Origin of the sequence: Burkholderia sp. AU45274 (assembly GCF_030482505.1) — a bacterium.
Taxonomy (GTDB): domain Bacteria; phylum Pseudomonadota; class Gammaproteobacteria; order Burkholderiales; family Burkholderiaceae; genus Burkholderia.
The window spans coordinates 1-20,168 of the sequence record NZ_JAUJQE010000019.1; the positions used below are offsets into that span (position 1 = coordinate 1).

Consider the following 20,168-nt stretch of genomic DNA (forward strand, 5'->3'; position numbering starts at 1 on the left):
CCGTTCGACTTGCATGTGTAAGGCATGCCGCCAGCGTTCAATCTGAGCCAGGATCAAACTCTTCAGTTTAAACCTGTTACTGTTTTCGGTTCAGTTAAGAACCGGTCGCTCACTCAAAGCTGACAGGTAAATGAATTACTTCATAAACCTGACTTACTTTAGTGTGAGACTCTTGATACTTTCGCTATCTGATCCGAGGATCAGCTCGCCTTCATCAAGCGCCCACACTTATCGGCTGTTAATTTTTAAAGAGCATTCTGCGAGGAACTTCGTGTTTCCCGGCAGCGCTGCGTTTTCAGCAGCAGAGAAGCGAAATTATGAACCGTGTTTCGCAGTTCGTCAACAACTTTTTACACTACATCGTTGCGACTGCGGGGTTCAACTTCCAGGCCAGCTGCGCGCTTCAGACTCCAGCACACCACCCACCTTGCTTCCCTTCTCCCACGCCGCGTTTCCGTTAGCGCGAAAGAGGCGTGATTCTAAGCACCCACCCCCGCCTACGCAAGCCCCTTTGTGAAAATATTTTGAAAAGGCCCCCGTGCGCTGACGCGCACGGGGGCTTCGGGCTCGACGGGCCGGGCAAACATGCCGACGACCGATACCGCCCCGTCGCCGGCCAACTACCCCACCAACCCGATCAGCGGTGCTTGAACACTGGCTTCCGTTTTTCGACGAATGCCGCCATCCCTTCCTTCTGGTCTTCGGTCGCGAACAGCGAATGGAACAGCCGACGCTCGAAGTGGACGCCTTCGGCCAGCGTCGTCTCGTACGCGCGGTTCACCGACTCCTTGACCATCATGACCGCCGGCAGCGAAAACTCGGCGATCGTCGCCGCGGCGGCAAGCGCCTCGTCGAGCAGCGTGTCGGCCGGCAGCACACGAGACACGAGCCCCGCGCGCTCCGCTTCGGCAGCATCCATGAAACGTGCAGTCAGGCACATATCCATCGCCTTCGCCTTCGACACCGCGCGCGGCAGACGCTGCGTGCCGCCCGCACCCGGCATGACACCCAGCTTGATTTCCGGCTGGCCGAACTTGGCCGTGTCCGCCGCAAAAATGATGTCGCACATCATGGCCAGCTCACAACCACCGCCCAGTGCAAAGCCCGAAACCGCCGCAATGATCGGCTTGCGGATCTCACGGACCGTCTCCCAGTTACGCGTGATGTAGTCGCCCCGGTAGACATCCATATAGGAGTAGGTCGCCATCATGCCGATGTCCGCGCCAGCCGCGAACGCCTTCTCGCTCCCGGTCACCACGATCGCGCCGATGCCATCGTCCGCATCGAACGCCTTCAGCGCGTCGCCCAGCTCATCCATCAGTGCATCGTTCAGCGCATTCAGCGCCTTCGGACGGTTCAGCGTAACCAGCCCGACACGCCCCCGGGTCTCCACCAGGATGTTCTCGTAAGCCATCTATTTCTCCTCGATCAATGAAATGAGAAACGCCTCGCACATGCGAATAGTTTGATGCTACCATTCTCCGACCAACCGGTCGGTTAATTAATCGATCCAACCCCTCTCAACGTCCATCAGGCTGCCGCCATGACCCATGCACTGTTCACGAAGCACGAAGACACGCTGAAACACGCACTCGCCGCAATCGAGAGCCGCGGGTACTGGAGCCCGTTCACCGAAATGCCGAGCCCCAAAGTGTACGGGGAAAGCGCGAACGCAGATGGTGAGGCCGCGTTCAAGTCGCACCTCGACAAGACGTTCGCGCTCGACCAGCCGGCGTCCGGAGAAACGGTCGGCGCAGAGCGGTCGCCGTACGGCATTGCACTGGGCATCCGGTATCCGAAGTCGACGCCCGACGAACTGATCGCCGCCGCTGCCGCAGCACAACGCTCGTGGCGCGAAGCCGGCCCGAGCGCCTGGATCGGCGTCAGTCTCGAAATCCTCGCGCGCCTGAATCGCGCCAGCTTCGAAATCGCCTACAGCGTGATGCACACCACGGGGCAGGCATTCATGATGGCGTTCCAGGCCGGCGGCCCGCACGCGCAAGATCGTGCGCTCGAAGCAGTCGCCTATGCATGGGACGAACTGCGCCGCATCCCGGCCGACGCGCACTGGGAAAAACCGCAAGGCAAGAACCCGCCGCTCGCGATGCACAAGCGCTACACGATCGTCCCGCGCGGCACCGGGCTCGTGCTCGGCTGCTGCACCTTCCCGACCTGGAACGGCTATCCCGGCCTGTTCGCCGATCTCGCAACCGGCAACACCGTGATCGTCAAGCCGCATCCGGGTGCGATCCTGCCGCTCGCCATCACCGTCCGGATCGCTCGCGACGTGCTGCGCGAAGCCGGTTTCGATCCGAACGTCGTCACGCTCCTCGCGACCGAACCCAACGACGGCGCACTCGTCCAGGATCTCGCGCTGCGCCCCGAGATCAAGCTGATCGACTTCACCGGCAGCACGCAAAACGGCACGTGGCTCGAACGCCATGCCCACCAGGCACAGGTCTATACCGAGAAGGCCGGCGTCAACCAGATCGTGATCGACTCGACCGACGACCTGAAGGCCGTCGCCAGGAACATCGCGTTCTCGCTGGCGCTGTACTCCGGCCAGATGTGCACGGCACCGCAGAACATCTACGTGCCGCGCGACGGCATCCGGACGGCGGACGGCCATGCGAGCTTCGACGAGGTCGCACAAGCCATCGCCGTTGCCGTGCAAAAACTCACCGGCGACCCGGCACGCTCGGTCGAACTGATCGGCGCAATCCAGAACGAAAGCGTGACCGCACGCATCGACAACGCCCGCGAGCTCGGCCGCGTGCTCGCCGACAGCCTGACCCTCCAGCACCCTGCGTTCCCCGATGCCCGCGTGCGCACGCCGCTCGTGCTGCAACTCGACGTGGCCGATCGCGAGAAATTCACGCAGGAATGGTTCGGCCCGATCTCGTTCGTGATCGCGACCGACTCGACCGCGCAGTCGCTCGACCTCGCCGGGGAAATCGCGGCCGAACATGGCGCGCTGACCCTCTCCGTCTACAGCACCGACGACGCGATCGTCGACGCCGCCCACGACGCGGCGGTACGCGGTGGCGTCGCACTGTCGATCAACCTGACGGGCGGCGTGTTCGTGAACCAGTCTGCCGCGTTCTCGGATTTCCACGGCACGGGCGCGAATCCGGCAGCCAACGCGGCGTTGGCCGACCCGGCGTTCGTCGCCAACCGGTTCCGCGTAGTGCAAAGCCGTGTCCATGTTGCGCCGAAAGCAGCACCCGTGGAAGCCGGCCAACCGGCATAACCCGAATGGCCGACGTGCAAACGCCGCCACGTTCTCTACCATGAACGAATCCGCCACCCGGCGGGTTCGTTGCTCATCGATACGCCCATGACAGACGCCTATATCTGCGACGCGATTCGCACTCCCATCGGCCGCTACGGCGGCGCCCTGAAAGATCTCCGCGCCGACGACCTCGGTGCGGTGCCGCTCAAGGCGCTCATCGAGCGCAACCGTGATGTCGACTGGGCGGCGATCGACGACGTGATCTACGGCTGCGCGAACCAGGCCGGCGAGGACAACCGCAACGTCGCGCGCATGTCGTCGCTGCTCGCCGGCCTGCCGACCGACGTGCCCGGCACGACGCTGAACCGGCTGTGCGGCTCCGGGATGGACGCGATCGGCACGGCCGCGCGCGCGATCAAGGCGGGCGAGGCGCGCCTGATGATCGCAGGCGGCGTCGAGAGCATGACGCGTGCGCCGTTCGTGATGGGCAAGGCCACGAGCGCGTTCGCACGCCAGGCCGACGTTTTCGACACGACGATCGGCTGGCGCTTCATCAATCCGCTGATGAAACAGCTGTATGGCGTCGATTCGATGCCCGAGACGGCCGAAAACGTCGCGGTCGACTACAACATCAGCCGAGCCGACCAGGATCTGTTCGCGCTGCGCAGCCAGCAGAAGGCTGCACGTGCGCAGCAGGACGGCACGCTTGCCGACGAAATCGTTGCCGTCACGATTCCGCAGAAGAAAGGCGATCCGGTGGTCGTCGCGCGCGACGAGCATCCGCGCGAGACATCGCTCGAAGCGCTCGCGAAGCTGAAGGGCGTCGCGCGCCCGGACGGCTCGGTGACGGCCGGCAACGCCTCGGGCGTCAACGACGGTGCGTGCGCGCTGCTGCTCGCCAATGCGCAAGCAGCCGACCAGTACGGCCTGCGCCGCCGCGCACGCGTCATCGGCATGGCGACAGCCGGCGTCGCGCCGCGCGTGATGGGCATCGGGCCCGCGCCGGCCACACAAAAACTGCTGCACCAGCTCGGCATGACAATCGACCAGTTCGACGTGATCGAGCTGAACGAGGCGTTCGCGTCCCAAGGTCTCGCGGTGCTGCGCATGCTCGGCGTCGCCGACGATGATCCGCGCGTGAACCCGAACGGCGGTGCGATCGCACTGGGACATCCGCTCGGCGCATCAGGCGCCCGGCTCGTGACCACGGCGCTCCACCAACTCGAGCGTACGGGCGGCCGCTTTGCGCTCTGTACGATGTGCATCGGCGTCGGCCAGGGCATCGCGCTCGCGATCGAACGCGTGTAACCGACGCACCGCGCGCCTATAACGAAGTCATGAAGGAGACACTGCATGTCCTATCAGGCGATTCAGCTGGAAATCGATCAGGCCTCGAACGTAGCCACGATTACCCTCAACCGCCCCGACAAGCTGAACAGCTTTACGCGGGCGATGCATCGCGAGTTGCAGTCGGCACTCGATGATGTCGAGGCAGCCGGCGCGCGTGCACTGATCCTGACGGGTGCGGGGCGCGGCTTCTGCGCGGGCCAGGACCTGGCCGATCTCGACTTCACGCCGGGCGCGTCCACCGATCTCGGCGCGCTGATCGACGAGCACTTCAATCCACTGATCCGCCGCCTGCAGCGTCTGCCGATTCCGGTGATCGCCGCCGTCAACGGCACGGCGGCCGGCGCCGGCGCGAATCTCGCGCTCGCCTGCGATCTCGTGTTCGCCGCCCGCTCGAGCAGCTTCATCCAGGCCTTCGTCAAGATCGGTCTCGTGCCCGATTCGGGCGGTACGTGGTTCCTGCCGCAACGCGTCGGCATGGCACGCGCGCTGGGGCTCGCGCTGACCGGCGACAAGCTCGGCGCCGAACAGGCCGAGCAATGGGGCTTGATCTGGCGCGCTGTCGACGACGACGCGCTCGCTGCATCAGCCCGCCAGCTCGCCACCCAGCTCGCGCAGCAGCCGACGCTCGCGATCGCATCGATCAAGCAATCGATGCGTGCCAGTGTCACGAACACGCTCGACCAGCAACTCGACATGGAACGCGACCTGCAGCGCATGCTCGGCCAGTCGCACGACTACGCGGAAGGCGTGAAGGCATTCATCGAGAAGCGCGCGCCGCGCTTCGAGGGGCGTTGACATGACAAACGCCACTGCCACGCTCGCCCCCGATGCACTCGCTCGCGCCACCGCGCGGGCCATGTACGACGCCGACGCATGCAGCCGTGCGTTCGGGATGGAAATCGCCGAAGTACGCGCCGGCTACGCGCGCCTGCAGATGCGCGTGCGGCCCGAATTCCTGAACGGGCATCAGACCTGCCATGGCGGGATCATCTTCACGCTGGCCGATTCGACGTTCGCGTTCGCGTGCAACTCGTACAACGTGAATACCGTCGCGGCCGGCTGCTCGATCGAATTCCTGCGCCCCGTGCACGGCGATGACGTGCTGACGGCCGAGGCGATCGAGCAGGCGCGTGCTGGCCGCCAAGGCATCTACGACATCCGCGTCACGAACCAGACCGGTGAAACCGTCGCGATGTTTCGCGGCAAATCCGCCCAGATCAAGGGCACGGTCATCCCGGAAGACCGCTGACGTCGACGGCTCGCACATAACAAACACTGGAGACATGCATGACTACCCCGCTACCGCTCGAGCCGATCGAGACCGCCTCACGCGACGAGCTGACCGCGCTGCAGCTCGAGCGCCTCAAGTGGTCGCTCCGGCATGCGTATGACCACTCCCCCGTCTATCGTCGCAAGTTCGACGACGCGGGTGTCCACCCGGACGACCTGAAGACGCTCGCCGACCTGTCGCGCTTCCCGTTCACGACGAAGAGCGACCTGCGCGACAGTTACCCGTTCGGGATGTTCGCGGTGCCGCAGGACCAGATCTCGCGCATTCATGCGTCGTCGGGCACGACCGGCAAGCCGACGGTCGTCGGCTATACGGCCCGCGACATCGACACTTGGGCGAATCTCGTCGCGCGCTCGATCCGCGCCGCCGGGGCGCGCCGCGGCGACAAGGTGCACGTCAGCTACGGCTATGGCTTGTTCACGGGCGGGCTTGGCGCGCACTACGGTGCCGAACGCGCGGGGCTGACCGTGATCCCGTTCGGTGGCGGCCAGACCGAGAAGCAGGTGCAGCTGATCCAGGATTTCCGGCCCGACATCATCATGGTGACGCCGAGCTACATGCTGTCGATCGCCGACGAAATCGAGCGCCAGGGTCTCGATCCCGTGCAGAGTTCGCTGCGCATCGGCATCTTCGGCGCGGAACCCTGGACCAACGACATGCGCGTCGCGATCGAGCAGCGGATGGGCATCGATGCGGTCGACATTTACGGGCTGTCCGAAGTGATGGGCCCCGGCGTCGCGTCCGAATGCGTCGAGACCAAGGACGGCCCGACCATCTGGGAAGACCACTTCTATCCGGAAATCATCGATCCCGAAACCGGCGAGGCGCTTCCGGACGGCGAACTCGGCGAGCTCGTGTTCACGTCGCTGACAAAGGAGGCGCTGCCGATCGTCCGCTACCGGACCCGCGACCTCACGCGGCTGTTGCCCGGCACTGCCCGCACGATGCGCCGGATGGAGAAGATCACCGGGCGCTCGGACGACATGATGATCGTGCGCGGCGTCAACGTGTTCCCGACGCAAATCGAGGAGCAGTTGCTCAAGCAGCACGCGCTCGCCCCGCACTATCAGATCGTGCTGACGAAGGAAGGCCCGCTCGACGTGATGACGCTCAATGTCGAGCCTTGCCCCGAGACAGCACCCGATACGGCGGCGATCCATGCGGCAAAACAGGCGCTCGCCTACGACATCAAGTCGCTGATCGGCGTAACGGCCGTGATCAACGTGCTTCCCGTGAACGGGATCGAGCGGTCGGTCGGCAAGGCGCGACGCGTCGTCGACAAGCGCAGGGGCTGACGAAAATCGCTACGCGTGCATGACGCGCGGTGAATCCAAAGTGGCAAATGAAACAGCCCGATCGGCCAACACCGATCGGGCTGTTTCATTCCAGGACGCCTTTGGGCATCCGCCGACGCAACAAGCGCATCACGAAATCTGGCACCGCAGGTACGCCCTCACGATCAGAGCGACGTGCCCCACGCACACCGCCGCTTCCACGCCGCACCTATCGCATCGGCAGCGCCCCGAGAAACCACGAGCACCCGCGCCGCGTCACATCACGAATTCGGGAACAGCAGCCACATCCGGCCGACCTGCTTCATCCGCCCGGCCTGATCGCCTGCATCGTCGCCGAGCCCCCAGAAATAGTCGGCCCGCACGCCCCCCTTGATCGCGGAGCCCGTATCTTGCGCGAACACGAGCCGGTTCATCGGCGTATTCGTCAGCGGGCGCGTCGTCTGCAGGAACACGGGCGTGCCGAGCGGGATCGACGACGGGTCGACGGCGATCGAACGCTCCGGCGTCAGCGGTACGCCCAGTGCACCGATCGGGCCGTCCGCGCCGCCGTGCGGCGCATCTTCCTTGGTCGGCATGTCGCGGAAGAACACGAACCGCGGGTTCGTATCGAGCAACGCGTCGACCCGGGTCGGGTTCGCCTTCGCCCACGCCTTGATGCCCTGCATCGTCGCCTGAGCGGGCGTCAGCTCGCCGCGATCGAGCAGCCACTTGCCGATCGAGCGGTACGGCTGGTTGTTGGTGCCGCCGAAGCCGACCCGCATCACCGAACCGTCGTCGAGCAGCACGCGCCCCGAGCCCTGCACCTGCAGGAAGAACGCTTCGATCGGGTCGTCGACCCACACGAGTTCGTTGCCGTTCAGGATGCCGGCGCGTTCGAGCTGCGCGCGTGCCGGCAGCGCGGCGCCCGCGCGATAACCGGCCGGCCAGCGGTAGAGCGCGTACTGATACGGACCGCGACGCACGCGCGAACCGTGCAGCAGCGGCTCGTAATAGCCGGTCACGAGCCCGTCGAGCGTACCGTCGGTGTTCGCAAGCTGGAACGGCGTGAAATACGTTTCGAAGAACGTGCGTGCACTGCTGACGTCAAGCTCGTCGAGCCGGTCGGCGGCCGCGCAAGCGCGTGCCCAGGCCGGCTGGCGCGCGAGCCGCACGCAGTTCTGTCGCAGCGCGGCGGTTGCGCCGAGCAGCGAATCGTCCTGCCAGCCCGGCACCTGCTGCCACGCAACCGGCGTGAGCCGCTTCGCGGCAACCTGACCCGGCACGATCGCCGCGCCGGTCGGCGGCTTCAGCGACGACGTCCGCGTCGGCGCGCCACCGCACGCTGCCAGCAGCGCCGCTGCCGCGGCAGCCGCAACCCACCCGGCCACCCGGGGCCCAAACCACATACAATGTCCGTTCTTGATGGAAACCGCCATGTCAGATTTTCTCGACCAATATCCGATGCTCATCTTCGCGCTCGAAGCCTTCGTCGCGCTCGCCCTGCTGATCTTCATCGTCGTGTGGACGTCGTCGGGCAGAAAGAAGCACACCCGCAAGCCGCGCTAACACCCTGACGCACTCCGCCCGCTCAATGCAGCGTGCGCGGCATGTGCAGTGCGAACTCGTCGACCGGCGCCTCGAAACGCTCGCCGTCCTCCGCCACGCAGAAGTACGCGCCACGCATCGTGCCGACCGGTGTCGCGATCACGGCCCAGCTCGTGTACTCGAAGTGCTCGCCCGGCTGGAGCAGCGGCTGGTGCCCGACGACGCCGAGCCCCTTCACTTCCTGCACGTGGTTCTCGCTGTCCGTGATGATCCAGTGACGCGCGATCAGCTGTGCCGCGACCTGTCCCGTGTTGCGGATCGTCAGCGTGTACGCGAATGCGTATTGACGGCGATCGGGGTCGGATTGTTCCGGCAAGTAGCTGGTTTTCACCGAAACGGTGAATTGATACTGACTCATGGTGTTTCCGCTGGAAGATGACCGCCCGTGCCGGCATGGGCAACGGGGCCGCGGGCGCGCCGCATTGGTTCGGCATTCTATGCGCAATCCGGCCTCGACCGCACGGCCTGTCGCCGCGCACCGGGTCGCCGGACGGTAGAATGGCGGTTTTGCGCCGCAACGTCCCCGCTCCCCTGCCATGACCCAATTCCGCATCGCTCCCAGCATCCTGTCGGCCGATTTCGCACGGCTCGGCGAAGAAGTCCGCAACGTGGTCGCCGCCGGCGCCGACTGGATCCACTTCGACGTGATGGACAACCATTACGTGCCGAACCTGACCATCGGCCCGCTCGTGTGCGAAGCGATCCGCCCGCACGTGCAGGTGCCGATCGACGTGCACCTGATGGTGCGCCCGGTCGACCGGATCGTGCCCGATTTTGCGAAGGCCGGTGCCAACCTGATCAGCTTCCACCCGGAAGGCTCCGATCACATCGACCGCACGCTGTCGCTGATCCGCGACCACGGCTGCAAGGCCGGCCTCGTGTTCAACCCGGCCACGCCGCTGAACTACCTCGACCACGTGATGGACCGCCTCGACTTCGTGCTGCTGATGTCGGTCAACCCGGGCTTCGGCGGCCAGTCGTTCATTCCGGAAACGCTGAACAAGCTGCGCGAAGCACGCGCACGCATCGACGCGTACACCGAGCGCACCGGCCGAGAGATCCTGCTTGAAGTCGACGGCGGCGTGAAGACCGACAACATCGCGGAAATCGCGGCGGCCGGCGCCGACACCTTCGTCGCGGGTTCGGCGATTTTCGGCAAGCCGGACTACCGCAAGGTGATCGACGAGATGCGCGCCGCGCTCGCTACCGTCGAGCGGAGCTGACGCCGTGGCCGACTCGTCGCTCGCCGGCCCTGCATCGGCCGGGGCCGCACCGGAAGCCGCTCCGATCCGCTTCGCCACGCCGCGCATCGACGCGGCGCTGATCGATCTCGACGGCACCATGGTCGATACGGCCGACGATTTCACGGCCGGCCTGAACGGGATGCTCGCGCAGCTCGGCGCGCCGGCCACGTCGCGCGACGAGGTGATCGGCTACGTCGGCAAGGGCTCCGAACACCTGATCCAGAGCGTGCTGAAGCCGCGCTTCGCAGCCGACGAGGCGCACGCCCGCTTCGACGACGCACTCGCGATCTACCAGACCGAGTACGCGAAGATCAACGGCCGCCACACACGCCTCTACCCGGACGTGGCCGCCGGTCTCGACGCGCTGCGCGCAGCCGGCATCCGGCTCGCGTGCGTGACGAACAAGCCGCATCGCTTCGCGGTCGAGCTGCTCGAGCAATACGGGCTGGCCGATTGCTTCGGCATCGTGCTCGGCGGCGACAGCGTCGCGCGCAAGAAGCCCGATCCGCTGCCGATGCTGACGGCCTGCAACGCGCTCGGCGTCGCACCGGATGCGGCAGTCGCGATCGGCGACTCGGAAAACGATGCGCTGGCAGGCCGCGCGGCCGGGATGGCGACGCTGACGGTGCCGTACGGCTACAACCATGGCAAAGCTATACAAACGATAAATTCGGATGGTATAGTCGATTCGTTGCTGGTCGCAGCTCGCGCGATCTCCGCGCACAACGCCGGCCGGCCAACCCTCTGATTATTTCTTCCATCTGCATGTTTCTGAATAAAAAACGGAGTCTGAGCAGCATCGACCGGGGAGCCTGGCCCTGGCGTCGCTGGTCGCGCTAACCTCTTCGATGAGGTACGCTGAAGCACGTCTTCAGCGCCGTTTTTTATCTCGCTGCGCATCCGCGCGCCGATCGTCGCACCACCTCGAGTTCTACCGCGTCCGAACGCTTGCGTTCAGGTGCGGCCGCTGGCTCGCGACGTTCACGCCCGGAGTGCCGGCCGGCAACAGGCACTTCTCGATCGACCGCCCTTTCGCCGACGGCAACCCGCGCAGCGTCAAGTGATCCCTGGCGCACGCGCCGCTCGTCCCGAACAGGACCGGAACATGACCGAACTCGAATTTCAATCGCTCGCGAACGAAGGCTACAACCGCATCCCGCTGATCGCGGAGGCCCTCGCCGATCTCGAAACGCCGCTGTCCCTCTACCTGAAGCTGGCCCAGCCCGAACGCTCGGGCGCCAACTCGTTCCTGCTCGAATCGGTGGTCGGCGGCGAACGCTTCGGCCGCTATTCGTTCATCGGCCTGCCCGCCCGTACGCTCGTGCGGACCCGCAACGGCGTGTCGGAAGTCGTACGCGACGGCGAGGTCGTCGAGACGCACGACGGCGACCCGTTCCAGTTCATCGAATCGTTCCAGGCGCGCTTCAAGGTGGCGCAGCGCCCGGGCCTGCCACGCTTCTGCGGCGGTCTCGCCGGCTATTTCGGCTACGACGCGGTGCGCTACATCGAGAAGAAGCTCGCGAACACCGCACCGCGCGACGATCTCGGCCTGCCCGACATCCAGTTGCTGCTGACCGAGGAAGTCGCGGTCATCGACAACCTCGCCGGCAAGCTGTACCTGATCATCTACGCGGATCCGAGCCAGGCCGAAGCCTATACGAAGGCGAAACAACGCCTGCGCGAACTGAAGCAGCGCCTGCGCACGACCGTGCAGCCGCCGGTCACGTCGGCGAGCGTGCGCACCGAGACGTTCCGCGAGTTCAAGAAGGATGATTATCTGGCCGCCGTGCGCCAGGCGAAGGAATACATCGCGGCCGGCGAGCTGATGCAGATCCAGGTCGGCCAGCGTCTGACGAAGCCGTACCGCGACAATCCGCTGTCGCTGTATCGCGCGCTGCGTTCGCTGAACCCGTCGCCGTACATGTACTACTACAACTTCGGCGATTTCCACGTGGTCGGCGCATCGCCGGAAATCCTCGTGCGCCAGGAAAAGCGCGGCGAAGACCAGATCGTCACGATCCGCCCGCTTGCCGGCACGCGACCGCGCGGCAACACGCCCGAGCGCGACGCGGAACTCGCGACCGAGCTGCTCAACGATCCGAAGGAGATCGCCGAGCACGTGATGCTGATCGACCTCGCGCGCAACGACGTCGGCCGCATCGCGGAAATCGGCTCGGTGCACGTGACCGACCAGATGGTCATCGAGAAATACTCGCACGTGCAGCACATCGTCAGCTCGGTCGAAGGCAAGCTGAAGCCCGGCATGACGAACTACGACGTGCTGCGCGCGACGTTCCCGGCCGGCACGCTGTCCGGCGCGCCGAAGGTCCGTGCGATGGAACTGATCGACGAACTCGAGCCGGTCAAGCGCGGGCTGTACGGCGGCGCCGTCGGCTACCTGTCGTTCTCGGGCGAGATGGATCTCGCGATCGCGATCCGCACGGGCCTGATCCACAACGGCAACCTTTACGTGCAAGCGGCGGCCGGCGTCGTCGCGGATTCGGTGCCCGAATCCGAATGGCAAGAGACCGAAAACAAGGCGCGCGCGGTGCTGCGTGCGGCCGAACAGGTCCAGGACGGCCTCGATAGCGACTTCTGACCGGAGACTGACCATGCTGCTCATGATCGACAACTACGACTCGTTTACCTACAACCTGGTCCAGTACTTCGGCGAACTCGGCGAGGACGTGCGCACCTACCGCAACGACGAAATCACGCTCGACGAAATCGCGCGCCTGAATCCCGATGCGATCTGCCTGTCGCCCGGCCCGAGCAACCCGCAGCACGCGGGCATCACGCTCGACGTGCTGAAGGAATTCGCGGGCAAGAAGCCGATCCTCGGCGTGTGCCTCGGCCATCAGGCGATCGGCGAGGCCTTCGGCGGCCGCGTCGTGCGCGCGAAGACCATCATGCACGGCAAGGTGAGCAAGATCGAAACCGACTGCCGCGGTGTATTCGCCGACCTGCCGAAGCACTTCGACGTCACGCGCTATCACTCGCTCGCGATCGAGCGCGAATCGCTGCCCGACTGCCTCGAGGTGTCCGCCTGGACCGACGACGGCGAAATCATGGGCGTGCGCCACAAGACGCTGCCGATCGAAGGCGTGCAGTTCCACCCGGAATCGATCCTGTCCGAGCATGGCCACGCGCTGCTCGAGAATTTTCTGAAACAGGCCCGCGCCGCGGCCGCGCAAGCCGCCTGACGGGAGCCTCACGATGACGATTACCCCGCAGGAAGCGCTGCAGCGCACGATCGAACACCGCGAAATCTTCCACGACGAGATGCTGCACCTGATGCGGCTCATCATGCGCGGCGACATGTCGCCCGTGATGGCGGCCGCGATCATCACCGGGCTGCGCGTGAAGAAGGAGACGATCGGCGAGATCGCCGCCGCCGCGACCGTGATGCGCGAATTCGCGAACCACGTCGAGGTGCAGGACAACTCGAACTTCGTCGACATCGTCGGCACCGGCGGCGACGGCTCGCACACGTTCAACATCTCGACCGCGTCGATGTTCGTCACGGCCGCGGCCGGCGCGAAAGTCGCGAAGCACGGCAACCGCGGCGTATCGAGCAAGTCCGGCAGCGCCGACGTGCTCGAGGCGCTCGGCGTGAACATCGACCTGCAATCCGACCAGGTTGCCGCGTCGATCGCCGAAACGGGCATGGGCTTCATGTTCGCGCCGAACCATCACCCGGCGATGAAGAACATCGCAGCCGTGCGCCGCGAGCTCGGCGTGCGCACGATCTTCAACATCCTCGGCCCGCTGACCAACCCGGCCGGCGCGCCAAACCAGCTGATGGGCGTGTTCCACCCCGACCTCGTCGGCATCCAGGTGCGCGTGATGCAGCGCCTGGGCGCGCAGCACGTGCTGGTCGTGTACGGCAAGGACGGGATGGACGAGGTATCGCTCGGCGCGGCAACGCTCGTCGGCGAGCTGCGCGACGGCAAGGTGCACGAATACGAGATCCATCCGGAAGACTTCGGCCTGCAGATGGTGTCGAACCGCACGCTGAAGGTGGAAAATGCCGACGAATCGCGCACGATGCTGCTCGGTGCGCTGGACAACCAGCCGGGCGTCGCGCGTGAGATCGTCACACTGAACGCCGGCACCGCGCTCTATGCGGCGAACGTCGCCGAGTCGATCGCGGACGGCATCCAGCTGGCCCGCGAAGCGATCGCGAGCGGCAAAGCCCGCGCGAAAGTCGACGAACTCGTGCGCTTCACGCAGCAGTTCAAGCGCTGACTCCCCTTACGAATCAAGCAGGAATCCACATGAGCGACATTCTCGACCGAATCATCGGCGTCAAGCGCGAAGAAGTCGCGGCGGCCATGCGCAGCGCGCCGCTCGAGGCACTGAAACTGGAAGCGTCCGCGCGCGACCTGCGCGACTTCGTCGGCGCATTGCGCGCGAAGCATGCGGCCGGCCACGCGGCCGTGATTTCCGAAATCAAGAAGGCCAGCCCGTCGAAGGGCGTGCTGCGCGAGCATTTCGTGCCTGCCGACATCGCGCGTTCGTATGCAGCGCACGGCGCCGCGTGCCTGTCGGTGCTGACCGACGAGCAGTTCTTCCAGGGTAGCGCCCGCTATCTCGAACAAGCGCGCGCGGCCTGCGAACTGCCGGTGCTGCGCAAGGACTTCATCGTCGACGCGTACCAGATCATCGAAGCGCGCGCGATGGGTGCCGACGCGATCCTGCTGATCGCCGCCGCGCTCGACACGCCGCTGATGCAGGATCTCGAAGCGTATGCACACTCGCTCGGCCTCGCGGTGCTGGTCGAAGTCCACGACCGCAACGAGATGGAACAGGCGCTGACGCTCAAGACGCCGCTGCTCGGCATCAACAACCGCAACCTGCGCACGTTCGAGACGTCGATCCAGACCACGCTCGACATGCTCGACATGATTCCGGCCGACCGGATCGTCGTGACCGAATCGGGCATCCTGTCGCGCACCGACGTCGACACGATGCGCGCGGCGAACGTGAACACGTTCCTCGTCGGCGAGGCGTTCATGCGCGCCGGGCAGCCGGGCGAGGAACTCGCACGGATGTTCTTCTGATGGCGATCGAAAAGGAAATCAAGCTCGCGCTGCCGGCCGGCCAGGCCGACGCCGCGCGACGCTTCTTCGAGACGCTGACCGGCGAACCCGGTCGCGACATCACGCTCGCAAACGTCTATTACGACACGCCCGATCTCGCGCTGGCCCGCTCGAAGAGCGCGGTGCGCGTGCGCCGCACGCCGCACGGCTGGCTGCAGACGTTCAAGACGGTCGGCAGCGCGGAAGGCGGCCTGCATCGCCGCCACGAGTGGGAGCTGCCGGTCGCCGGCGACGCGCTCGAGATCGACGCGCTCGTCGCGGCCTGCGACGTGCCGGAAGCCGCCGCCGCGCTGAATGATGCGGCCGGCTCGCTGTCGGCGCTGTTCCGCACGGATTTTTCGCGTACGCTGTGGCGCATCGCAATCGGCGGCGCAACCGTCGAAGCCGCGGTGGACCTCGGCGAGATCGTCGTCCAGGCGGAACACGAAACGCGCCGCGAACCGATCAGCGAAATCGAACTCGAACTGATCGACGGCCCGGAGGCGGCGCTTGCAACGCTCGCCGCCGAATTGCAGCAAGCGCTGCCGGGCCTCGTTCCCGAAAACATCAGCAAGGCGCAGCGCGGCTACCGGCTGCGCGCGCAATAACCCGCATCACGCATGGCAACCCGCAAGACTTCCCGCGCGCCGCAACAGGCGTCGCTGTTCGATGATCCCGTGCCGGAAACGGCACCGGCCCATATTCCGCCGCCGGCGCCCGAAGCGCCCGCGGCCGGACGCAAGCCCGGCAAGAAAGCCGCCGCTCCGGCTGCGGCCCCGACGGCACCGCAGCCCGTTGCCGCCGACGTCCCGCACCTCGCCGCGCAATTCGACGCGCTGCCGCCCGTCTGGCGCGACGTGCTGAAACCCTTTACCGACAGCGACGCGTACGCGCCGCTGTGCCGCTTCGTCGATGACGAGCGTGCGGCCGGCAAGACGGTCTACCCGACCGACGTGTTCCGCGCGCTGCGCCTGACGAGCCCTGACGACGTAAAAGTCGTGATCCTCGGCCAGGATCCGTACCACGGCGACGATCGCGGCACGCCGCAGGCGCACGGGCTCGCGTTCTCGGTGCCGCCGGCCGTGCGCACGCCGCCGTCGCTGCGCAACATCTTCAAGGAAATCGCCGCTAACTTCGGCCACGACACACCGCGCCACGGCTGCCTCGACACCTGGGCGCGCCAGGGCGTGCTGCTGCTCAACACGGTGCTGACGGTCGAGCGCGGGGCCGCCGCGAGCCATGCGAAGCGCGGTTGGGAGCAATGCACGGACACGCTGATCCGCGAACTCGCCGGCCGCCATCAGGGGCTCGTCTTCATGCTGTGGGGCGCCCACGCACAGGCGAAGCGCGCGCTGTTCGACGCCAGCGCGCACCGCGTGCTCGAGGCGCCGCATCCGTCGCCGCTGTCCGCGCACCGCGGCTTCCTCGGCTGCCGCCATTTCGCGCTCGCGAACGACTATCTGGTCGACGCAGGGCGCGAACCGATCGACTGGCGCCTGCCTGACGTGGCGGAAACGCTCGCGTAACCGCCGCACCGCCGTTCGTTCGCCACGGCAGCCGGCATGCAAAAACGCCGCGCCCCTTTCGGGACGCGGCGTTTTTTTATCGGGCGACGCGGCAGGTGCGACGCACCCGCATCGACCTTACGCGGCGGCGATCGCTTCGCGTGCGCCAGCCAGCGCTGCACTTTGCGCATCCGCGCCGAGGTTCAGGCCTTCCGCGAAGATGAAGTTCACGTCGGTCATGCCGACGAAGCCGAGGAACGTGCGCAGGTACGGGGTCTGGCTGTCGTTCGGCGTACCGGCGTACTTGCCGCCACGAGCCGTCACCACGTGAACCTTCTTGCCCTTGATCAGGCCTTCCGGACCGTTCTCGGTGTAGCGGAACGTGACGCCTGCACGTGCGATCCAGTCGAAGTACGTCTTCAGTTGCGACGAGATGCCGAAGTTGTACATCGGTGCGCCGATCACGATGATGTCGGCAGCTTGCAGTTCGGCGATCAGTGCATCGCTCTTCGCGACGATCGCATTCTGTTCCGCGGTGCGCTTGTCGGCCGGCGTGAAGAACGCGCCGAGCACCGATTCGTCGAGGTGCGGCAGCGCATCGGCCAGCAGGTCGCGAACCACGACGTTCGCGCCGGGGTTCGATTGTTGCAGCTTTGCCGTCAGTTCGTTGGCCAGCAGCGTGGATTGCGCACCTTGCGAACGCGCGGCGGAATTGATTTGCAGAATGGTCGTCATGTCAGGCTCCAGTAGGGTTGCGCTTTGGTAGCGCGAGTGACGCCATTGTGCGTGGCCGCATGATCGCGAAAAAGCGGGTTCAGGGCGACGGATTGTTGCAGCAGCAGAACAATCGTTGATCGCGCCCCGATACCCGCTTCAATGCGCTCAACCCTTCAGCCAGGCCTCCCGGGCCTTCGAGACCGCAGCCGGCTTCGCGGCCGCCGTCAGCCGGTAGCGCGTGACTTCCGGGCCGTCGAGCTTCAGTTTCGCGGTGCGCAGCTCGTCGCGCCGGAACGCGTGAACCTCGACCTTGTCACCCGGCCGGTAGCGCGCGAGCAGTGCGTCGAGGTTGGTGCCCGTGACGCGCAGCCCGTCGACCGCGATCAGCGTGTCGCCGGCCGACAGCCCCGCGCGATGTGCGGCGCCGCCTTCGTAGACGGCCGCGAACGTGCAGTCCGCGCCGCCGCGCAGGCGCGCGCCGATCGTCGGCTTCGCGAGCGCGCCGTTCGCCACATCGGGCGCGAGCGTCACGCCGAACGGTGCGAGCAGTTCGGCGAGCGGCAGGTCGCGCGTGCCGTGCACGGCATCGGCGAACAGGCGGCCGAGCGCGACGCCCGTCGCCTCCTCGATCAGCGCCTCGACTTCGTTCTCCTCGACGCCTGCCTGCTTGCCGCGATAAAAATCGCGGCCGTAGCGCTGCCACAGCAGGCGCATCACGTCGTCGAGCGACTTCTTGTTGCGCGTCTGCGCGCGGATCGCGAGATCGAAAGCGAGCGCGACCAGCGAACCCTTCGTGTAGTAGCTGACGATTGCATTGGTCGCGTTCTCGTCCTGGCGGTAGTACTTGATCCACGCGTCGAACGAGCTTTCGGCGACGCTCTGCTTCAGGCGCCCCGTGCCGCGCAGCACGCCGCCGACCGTACGGCCGAGCGCCGCAAAATATTCGTCCTGCGACATCAGCCCGCTGCGCACCAGCATCAGGTCGTCGTAATACGACGTGAAGCCTTCGAACAGCCACAGCAGCGACGTGTAGTTTTCCTTCGACAGGTCGTACGGCACGAACGCCGCCGGCTTGATGCGCTTCACGTTCCACGTATGGAAGTACTCGTGGCTGCAGAGCCCGAGATACGTGCGATAGCCTTCCGTCGTTTCGGGCCGCCCCTTCACCGGCAGGTCGGTGCGGTTGCAGATCAGCGCGGTCGACGCGCGGTGCTCGAGGCCGCCGTAGCCGTCGCTGACCGCCAGCGTCATGAACACGTAGCGGTCCATCGGCGCTTTCTTCGATTTCGGCTCGAACAGCGCGATCTGCGCTTCGCACACGCGCTTCAGGTCGGCGCGCAGGCGCTCCAGGTCGAGCTGCGTCACGCGCCCCGCGATCACGATGTCGTGCGGCACGCCGTGCGCGTCGAACGTCGCGAGCGCGAATTCGCCGATCGTCACCGGATGGTCGGAGAGCTCGTCGTAGTTCGCTGCGCGATATGCACCGAACCCGTAGCGCTTAGTGCCGCGCGCCGCGGGCAGCGACGTACCGACGCGCCATGCGCGGAACGCCGCACCGGCCGGCTTCGCGATGTCGACTTCACACGGCGCATCCTCGCGGCCCGCAACGCTCAGGAACACGGCCGTCGCGTTGAAGAAGCCGCCCGACTCATCGAGATACGCGGAGCGCACCGACAGGTCCCACGCATACACGTCGTAGCGCAGCGTCAGCGTGCCGTTCACGGGTGCGGCCTGCCACGTGTGCTTGTCGGTCTTCGCGATCCGCACCTTGCGGCCCGCGTCGTTGAAGGCGCCGAGCGTCACGATGTTGCGCGCGAACTCGCGCACGAGGTAGCTGCCCGGAATCCACACCGGCAACGAAAAGCGCTGGCCTTCGGGGTCGGGATCGGTGACCGTCACCGACACTTCGAACAGGTGCGCGGCAAGATCTTTCGGAACAATCGAATAGCGGATCGGCTGAGTCATCGTGGCAATCGGTCGGTCGAATACGGCGGCGGAAACGAAGAGAGGCGCCGGCAGATGCGGGCGCCCCTCGCTGGCCAGGCCATGCGGCCCGGCGTGTGGTCGGTTACTTGCTCGAGGCGAGCGCCTGGTTGAGCTGGTCGGCCGACACGGCGCCCGGCAGGCGGCGGCCGTCCGGCAGGAAGATCGTCGGCGTGCCCGTGACGTTCATCCCACGGCCGAGTGCGAGGTTCTTGTCGAGCGCGGTCGTATCGCAGGTACCGGCGCCGGACGGCGCGCGGTGGTCGAGCATCCAGCCCTGCCACGTTTTCGCGCGATCGGTCGCACACCAGATCGCCTTCGACTTCGCGGTCGAATCCGGCGACAGCACCGGGTACAGGAACGTGTAGACGGTCACGTTGTCGACCGACTGCAGCGTCGTCTCGAGCTTCTTGCAATACGGGCAGTTCGGATCGGAGAACACCGCGATCTTGCGGGCACCGTTGCCCTTGACGACCTTGATCGCATTCGCGAACGGCAGGCTCGCGAAGTCGATCTTGTTGATTTCGGACAGGCGCGCGTCGGTCAGGTTCTTGTGCGTCTTGGTGTCGACGAGATCGCCGAGCAGCACGTAATCGCCTGCCGCATCGCTATAGATGATCTGCGAGCCGAGGTTGACTTCGTAAAGGCCGGCGACCGGCGCTTTCGACACGCTCTTGATCGGCGCGTCGCTGCCGAGGCGGGCCTGCAGCGTTGCTTTCAGCTTGTCGGTGGTCTGGTCGGCCTGCGCGGTGCAGCCAAGCGTCGCCATCGTGACGGCCAGCGCCAGCGACGCGATGCGGATCGTTTTTTTCATCGAATTCTTCCTTCAGCTCAATCGGAGTGCACGGCACAGTGTACGCCGTAACGGAACCGTGTCCGACCGGCG

The 20,168-nt window shown here is 65.9% G+C and carries 20 protein-coding genes and 1 rRNA gene; 14 read left to right on the forward strand and 7 right to left on the reverse strand.

The genetic code is table 11. The features are described 5' to 3' along the window. Together QZM35_RS35750 and QZM35_RS35755 are read right to left on the reverse strand one after the other, a co-directional pair. A 16S ribosomal RNA gene (locus tag QZM35_RS35750) occupies window positions 1-69 on the reverse strand; the annotation flags it as partial. Between the two features lie 568 nt (window positions 70-637). Then, window positions 638-1,414 carry an enoyl-CoA hydratase gene (locus QZM35_RS35755; RefSeq protein ID WP_089424403.1) on the reverse strand — a complete coding sequence of 259 codons (777 nt, stop codon included), beginning with the start codon at window positions 1,412-1,414 and terminating at the stop codon, window positions 638-640. A 129-nt stretch (window positions 1,415-1,543) separates the two neighbouring features. Between QZM35_RS35755 and paaN the strand changes: the two genes are divergently transcribed. The 5 genes from paaN (at window position 1,544) to paaK (ending at window position 7,168) form a co-directional block, all read left to right on the forward strand. Beyond that, entirely contained in the window at window positions 1,544-3,250 is a 1,707-nt protein-coding gene (gene paaN / locus QZM35_RS35760) for a phenylacetic acid degradation protein PaaN (RefSeq protein WP_301777666.1), read from the forward strand. A gap of 87 nt (window positions 3,251-3,337) precedes the next feature. Beyond that, complete coding sequence (gene pcaF, locus QZM35_RS35765) at window positions 3,338-4,540, forward strand: 3-oxoadipyl-CoA thiolase (protein WP_301777667.1); 1,203 nt, start codon at window positions 3,338-3,340, stop codon at window positions 4,538-4,540. Between the two features lie 45 nt (window positions 4,541-4,585). Beyond that, window positions 4,586-5,377, forward strand: coding sequence for a 2-(1,2-epoxy-1,2-dihydrophenyl)acetyl-CoA isomerase PaaG (gene paaG / locus QZM35_RS35770; protein WP_089494028.1), 792 nt, complete (start codon window positions 4,586-4,588; stop codon window positions 5,375-5,377). A 1-nt stretch (window position 5,378) separates the two neighbouring features. Next, a complete protein-coding gene (paaI, locus tag QZM35_RS35775) occupies window positions 5,379-5,831 on the forward strand; it encodes a hydroxyphenylacetyl-CoA thioesterase PaaI (RefSeq protein WP_301777668.1) in 453 nt (150 codons plus the stop codon). Between the two features lie 38 nt (window positions 5,832-5,869). After that, the gene (paaK, locus tag QZM35_RS35780) at window positions 5,870-7,168 is read left to right on the forward strand and encodes a phenylacetate--CoA ligase PaaK (protein ID WP_089430557.1); all 1,299 of its coding nucleotides are present in this window, start codon (window positions 5,870-5,872) and stop codon (window positions 7,166-7,168) included. A 260-nt stretch (window positions 7,169-7,428) separates the two neighbouring features. On the opposite strand, the gene QZM35_RS35785 is transcribed toward paaK, so the two are convergent. After that, entirely contained in the window at window positions 7,429-8,553 is a 1,125-nt protein-coding gene (locus QZM35_RS35785; RefSeq protein WP_226275398.1) for a murein transglycosylase A, read from the reverse strand. 28 nt (window positions 8,554-8,581) lie between these two features. On the opposite strand from QZM35_RS35785, the gene QZM35_RS35790 reads away from it, so the two are divergent. Beyond that, complete coding sequence (locus QZM35_RS35790) at window positions 8,582-8,713, forward strand: hypothetical protein (protein WP_256940834.1); 132 nt, start codon at window positions 8,582-8,584, stop codon at window positions 8,711-8,713. 22 nt (window positions 8,714-8,735) lie between these two features. Here the strand turns inward: QZM35_RS35790 and apaG are convergent, their stop codons facing one another. Beyond that, window positions 8,736-9,110 carry a Co2+/Mg2+ efflux protein ApaG gene (gene apaG, locus QZM35_RS35795; protein WP_011350820.1) on the reverse strand — a complete coding sequence of 125 codons (375 nt, stop codon included), beginning with the start codon at window positions 9,108-9,110 and terminating at the stop codon, window positions 8,736-8,738. Window positions 9,111-9,288: 178 nt separating this feature from the next. Between apaG and rpe the strand changes: the two genes are divergently transcribed. The 8 genes from rpe to QZM35_RS35835 all read left to right on the forward strand — a co-directional run bounded on the left by rpe (window position 9,289) and on the right by QZM35_RS35835 (window position 16,603). Then, window positions 9,289-9,975 carry a ribulose-phosphate 3-epimerase gene (gene rpe, locus QZM35_RS35800; RefSeq protein ID WP_011883156.1) on the forward strand — a complete coding sequence of 229 codons (687 nt, stop codon included), beginning with the start codon at window positions 9,289-9,291 and terminating at the stop codon, window positions 9,973-9,975. Window positions 9,976-9,979: 4 nt separating this feature from the next. Next, window positions 9,980-10,744, forward strand: a complete 765-nt coding sequence (locus tag QZM35_RS35805) for a phosphoglycolate phosphatase (RefSeq protein ID WP_301777669.1) — start codon at window positions 9,980-9,982, stop codon at window positions 10,742-10,744. Between the two features lie 357 nt (window positions 10,745-11,101). After that, on the forward strand, window positions 11,102-12,595 hold the full coding sequence (gene trpE / locus QZM35_RS35810) for an anthranilate synthase component I (protein ID WP_089424397.1): 1,494 nt from the start codon (window positions 11,102-11,104) through the stop codon (window positions 12,593-12,595). A gap of 13 nt (window positions 12,596-12,608) precedes the next feature. Then, on the forward strand, window positions 12,609-13,199 hold the full coding sequence (locus tag QZM35_RS35815; RefSeq protein WP_089430556.1) for an aminodeoxychorismate/anthranilate synthase component II: 591 nt from the start codon (window positions 12,609-12,611) through the stop codon (window positions 13,197-13,199). A gap of 13 nt (window positions 13,200-13,212) precedes the next feature. Beyond that, a complete protein-coding gene (gene trpD, locus QZM35_RS35820; protein ID WP_043191545.1) occupies window positions 13,213-14,244 on the forward strand; it encodes an anthranilate phosphoribosyltransferase in 1,032 nt (343 codons plus the stop codon). Window positions 14,245-14,273: 29 nt separating this feature from the next. Beyond that, the gene (gene trpC, locus QZM35_RS35825) at window positions 14,274-15,059 is read left to right on the forward strand and encodes an indole-3-glycerol phosphate synthase TrpC (RefSeq protein ID WP_089424395.1); all 786 of its coding nucleotides are present in this window, start codon (window positions 14,274-14,276) and stop codon (window positions 15,057-15,059) included. Beyond that, window positions 15,059-15,685: a CYTH domain-containing protein gene (locus tag QZM35_RS35830; protein WP_301777670.1), complete on the forward strand. Its 627-nt coding sequence runs from the start codon at window positions 15,059-15,061 to the stop codon at window positions 15,683-15,685. Before trpC ends, QZM35_RS35830 begins: the two co-directional genes overlap by 1 nt. Before the next feature lie 12 nt (window positions 15,686-15,697). Beyond that, the gene (locus tag QZM35_RS35835; protein WP_089424393.1) at window positions 15,698-16,603 is read left to right on the forward strand and encodes a uracil-DNA glycosylase; all 906 of its coding nucleotides are present in this window, start codon (window positions 15,698-15,700) and stop codon (window positions 16,601-16,603) included. Window positions 16,604-16,720: 117 nt separating this feature from the next. Here the strand turns inward: QZM35_RS35835 and QZM35_RS35840 are convergent, their stop codons facing one another. The 3 genes from QZM35_RS35840 to QZM35_RS35850 all read right to left on the reverse strand — a co-directional run bounded on the left by QZM35_RS35840 (window position 16,721) and on the right by QZM35_RS35850 (window position 20,096). Continuing rightward, on the reverse strand, window positions 16,721-17,317 hold the full coding sequence (locus QZM35_RS35840; protein ID WP_039362334.1) for an FMN-dependent NADH-azoreductase: 597 nt from the start codon (window positions 17,315-17,317) through the stop codon (window positions 16,721-16,723). A gap of 147 nt (window positions 17,318-17,464) precedes the next feature. Continuing rightward, window positions 17,465-19,264 carry a M61 family metallopeptidase gene (locus QZM35_RS35845; protein WP_301777671.1) on the reverse strand — a complete coding sequence of 600 codons (1,800 nt, stop codon included), beginning with the start codon at window positions 19,262-19,264 and terminating at the stop codon, window positions 17,465-17,467. A 103-nt stretch (window positions 19,265-19,367) separates the two neighbouring features. Continuing rightward, on the reverse strand, window positions 19,368-20,096 hold the full coding sequence (locus tag QZM35_RS35850) for a DsbC family protein (protein WP_089424391.1): 729 nt from the start codon (window positions 20,094-20,096) through the stop codon (window positions 19,368-19,370). Between the last annotated feature and the right edge of the window lie 72 nt (window positions 20,097-20,168).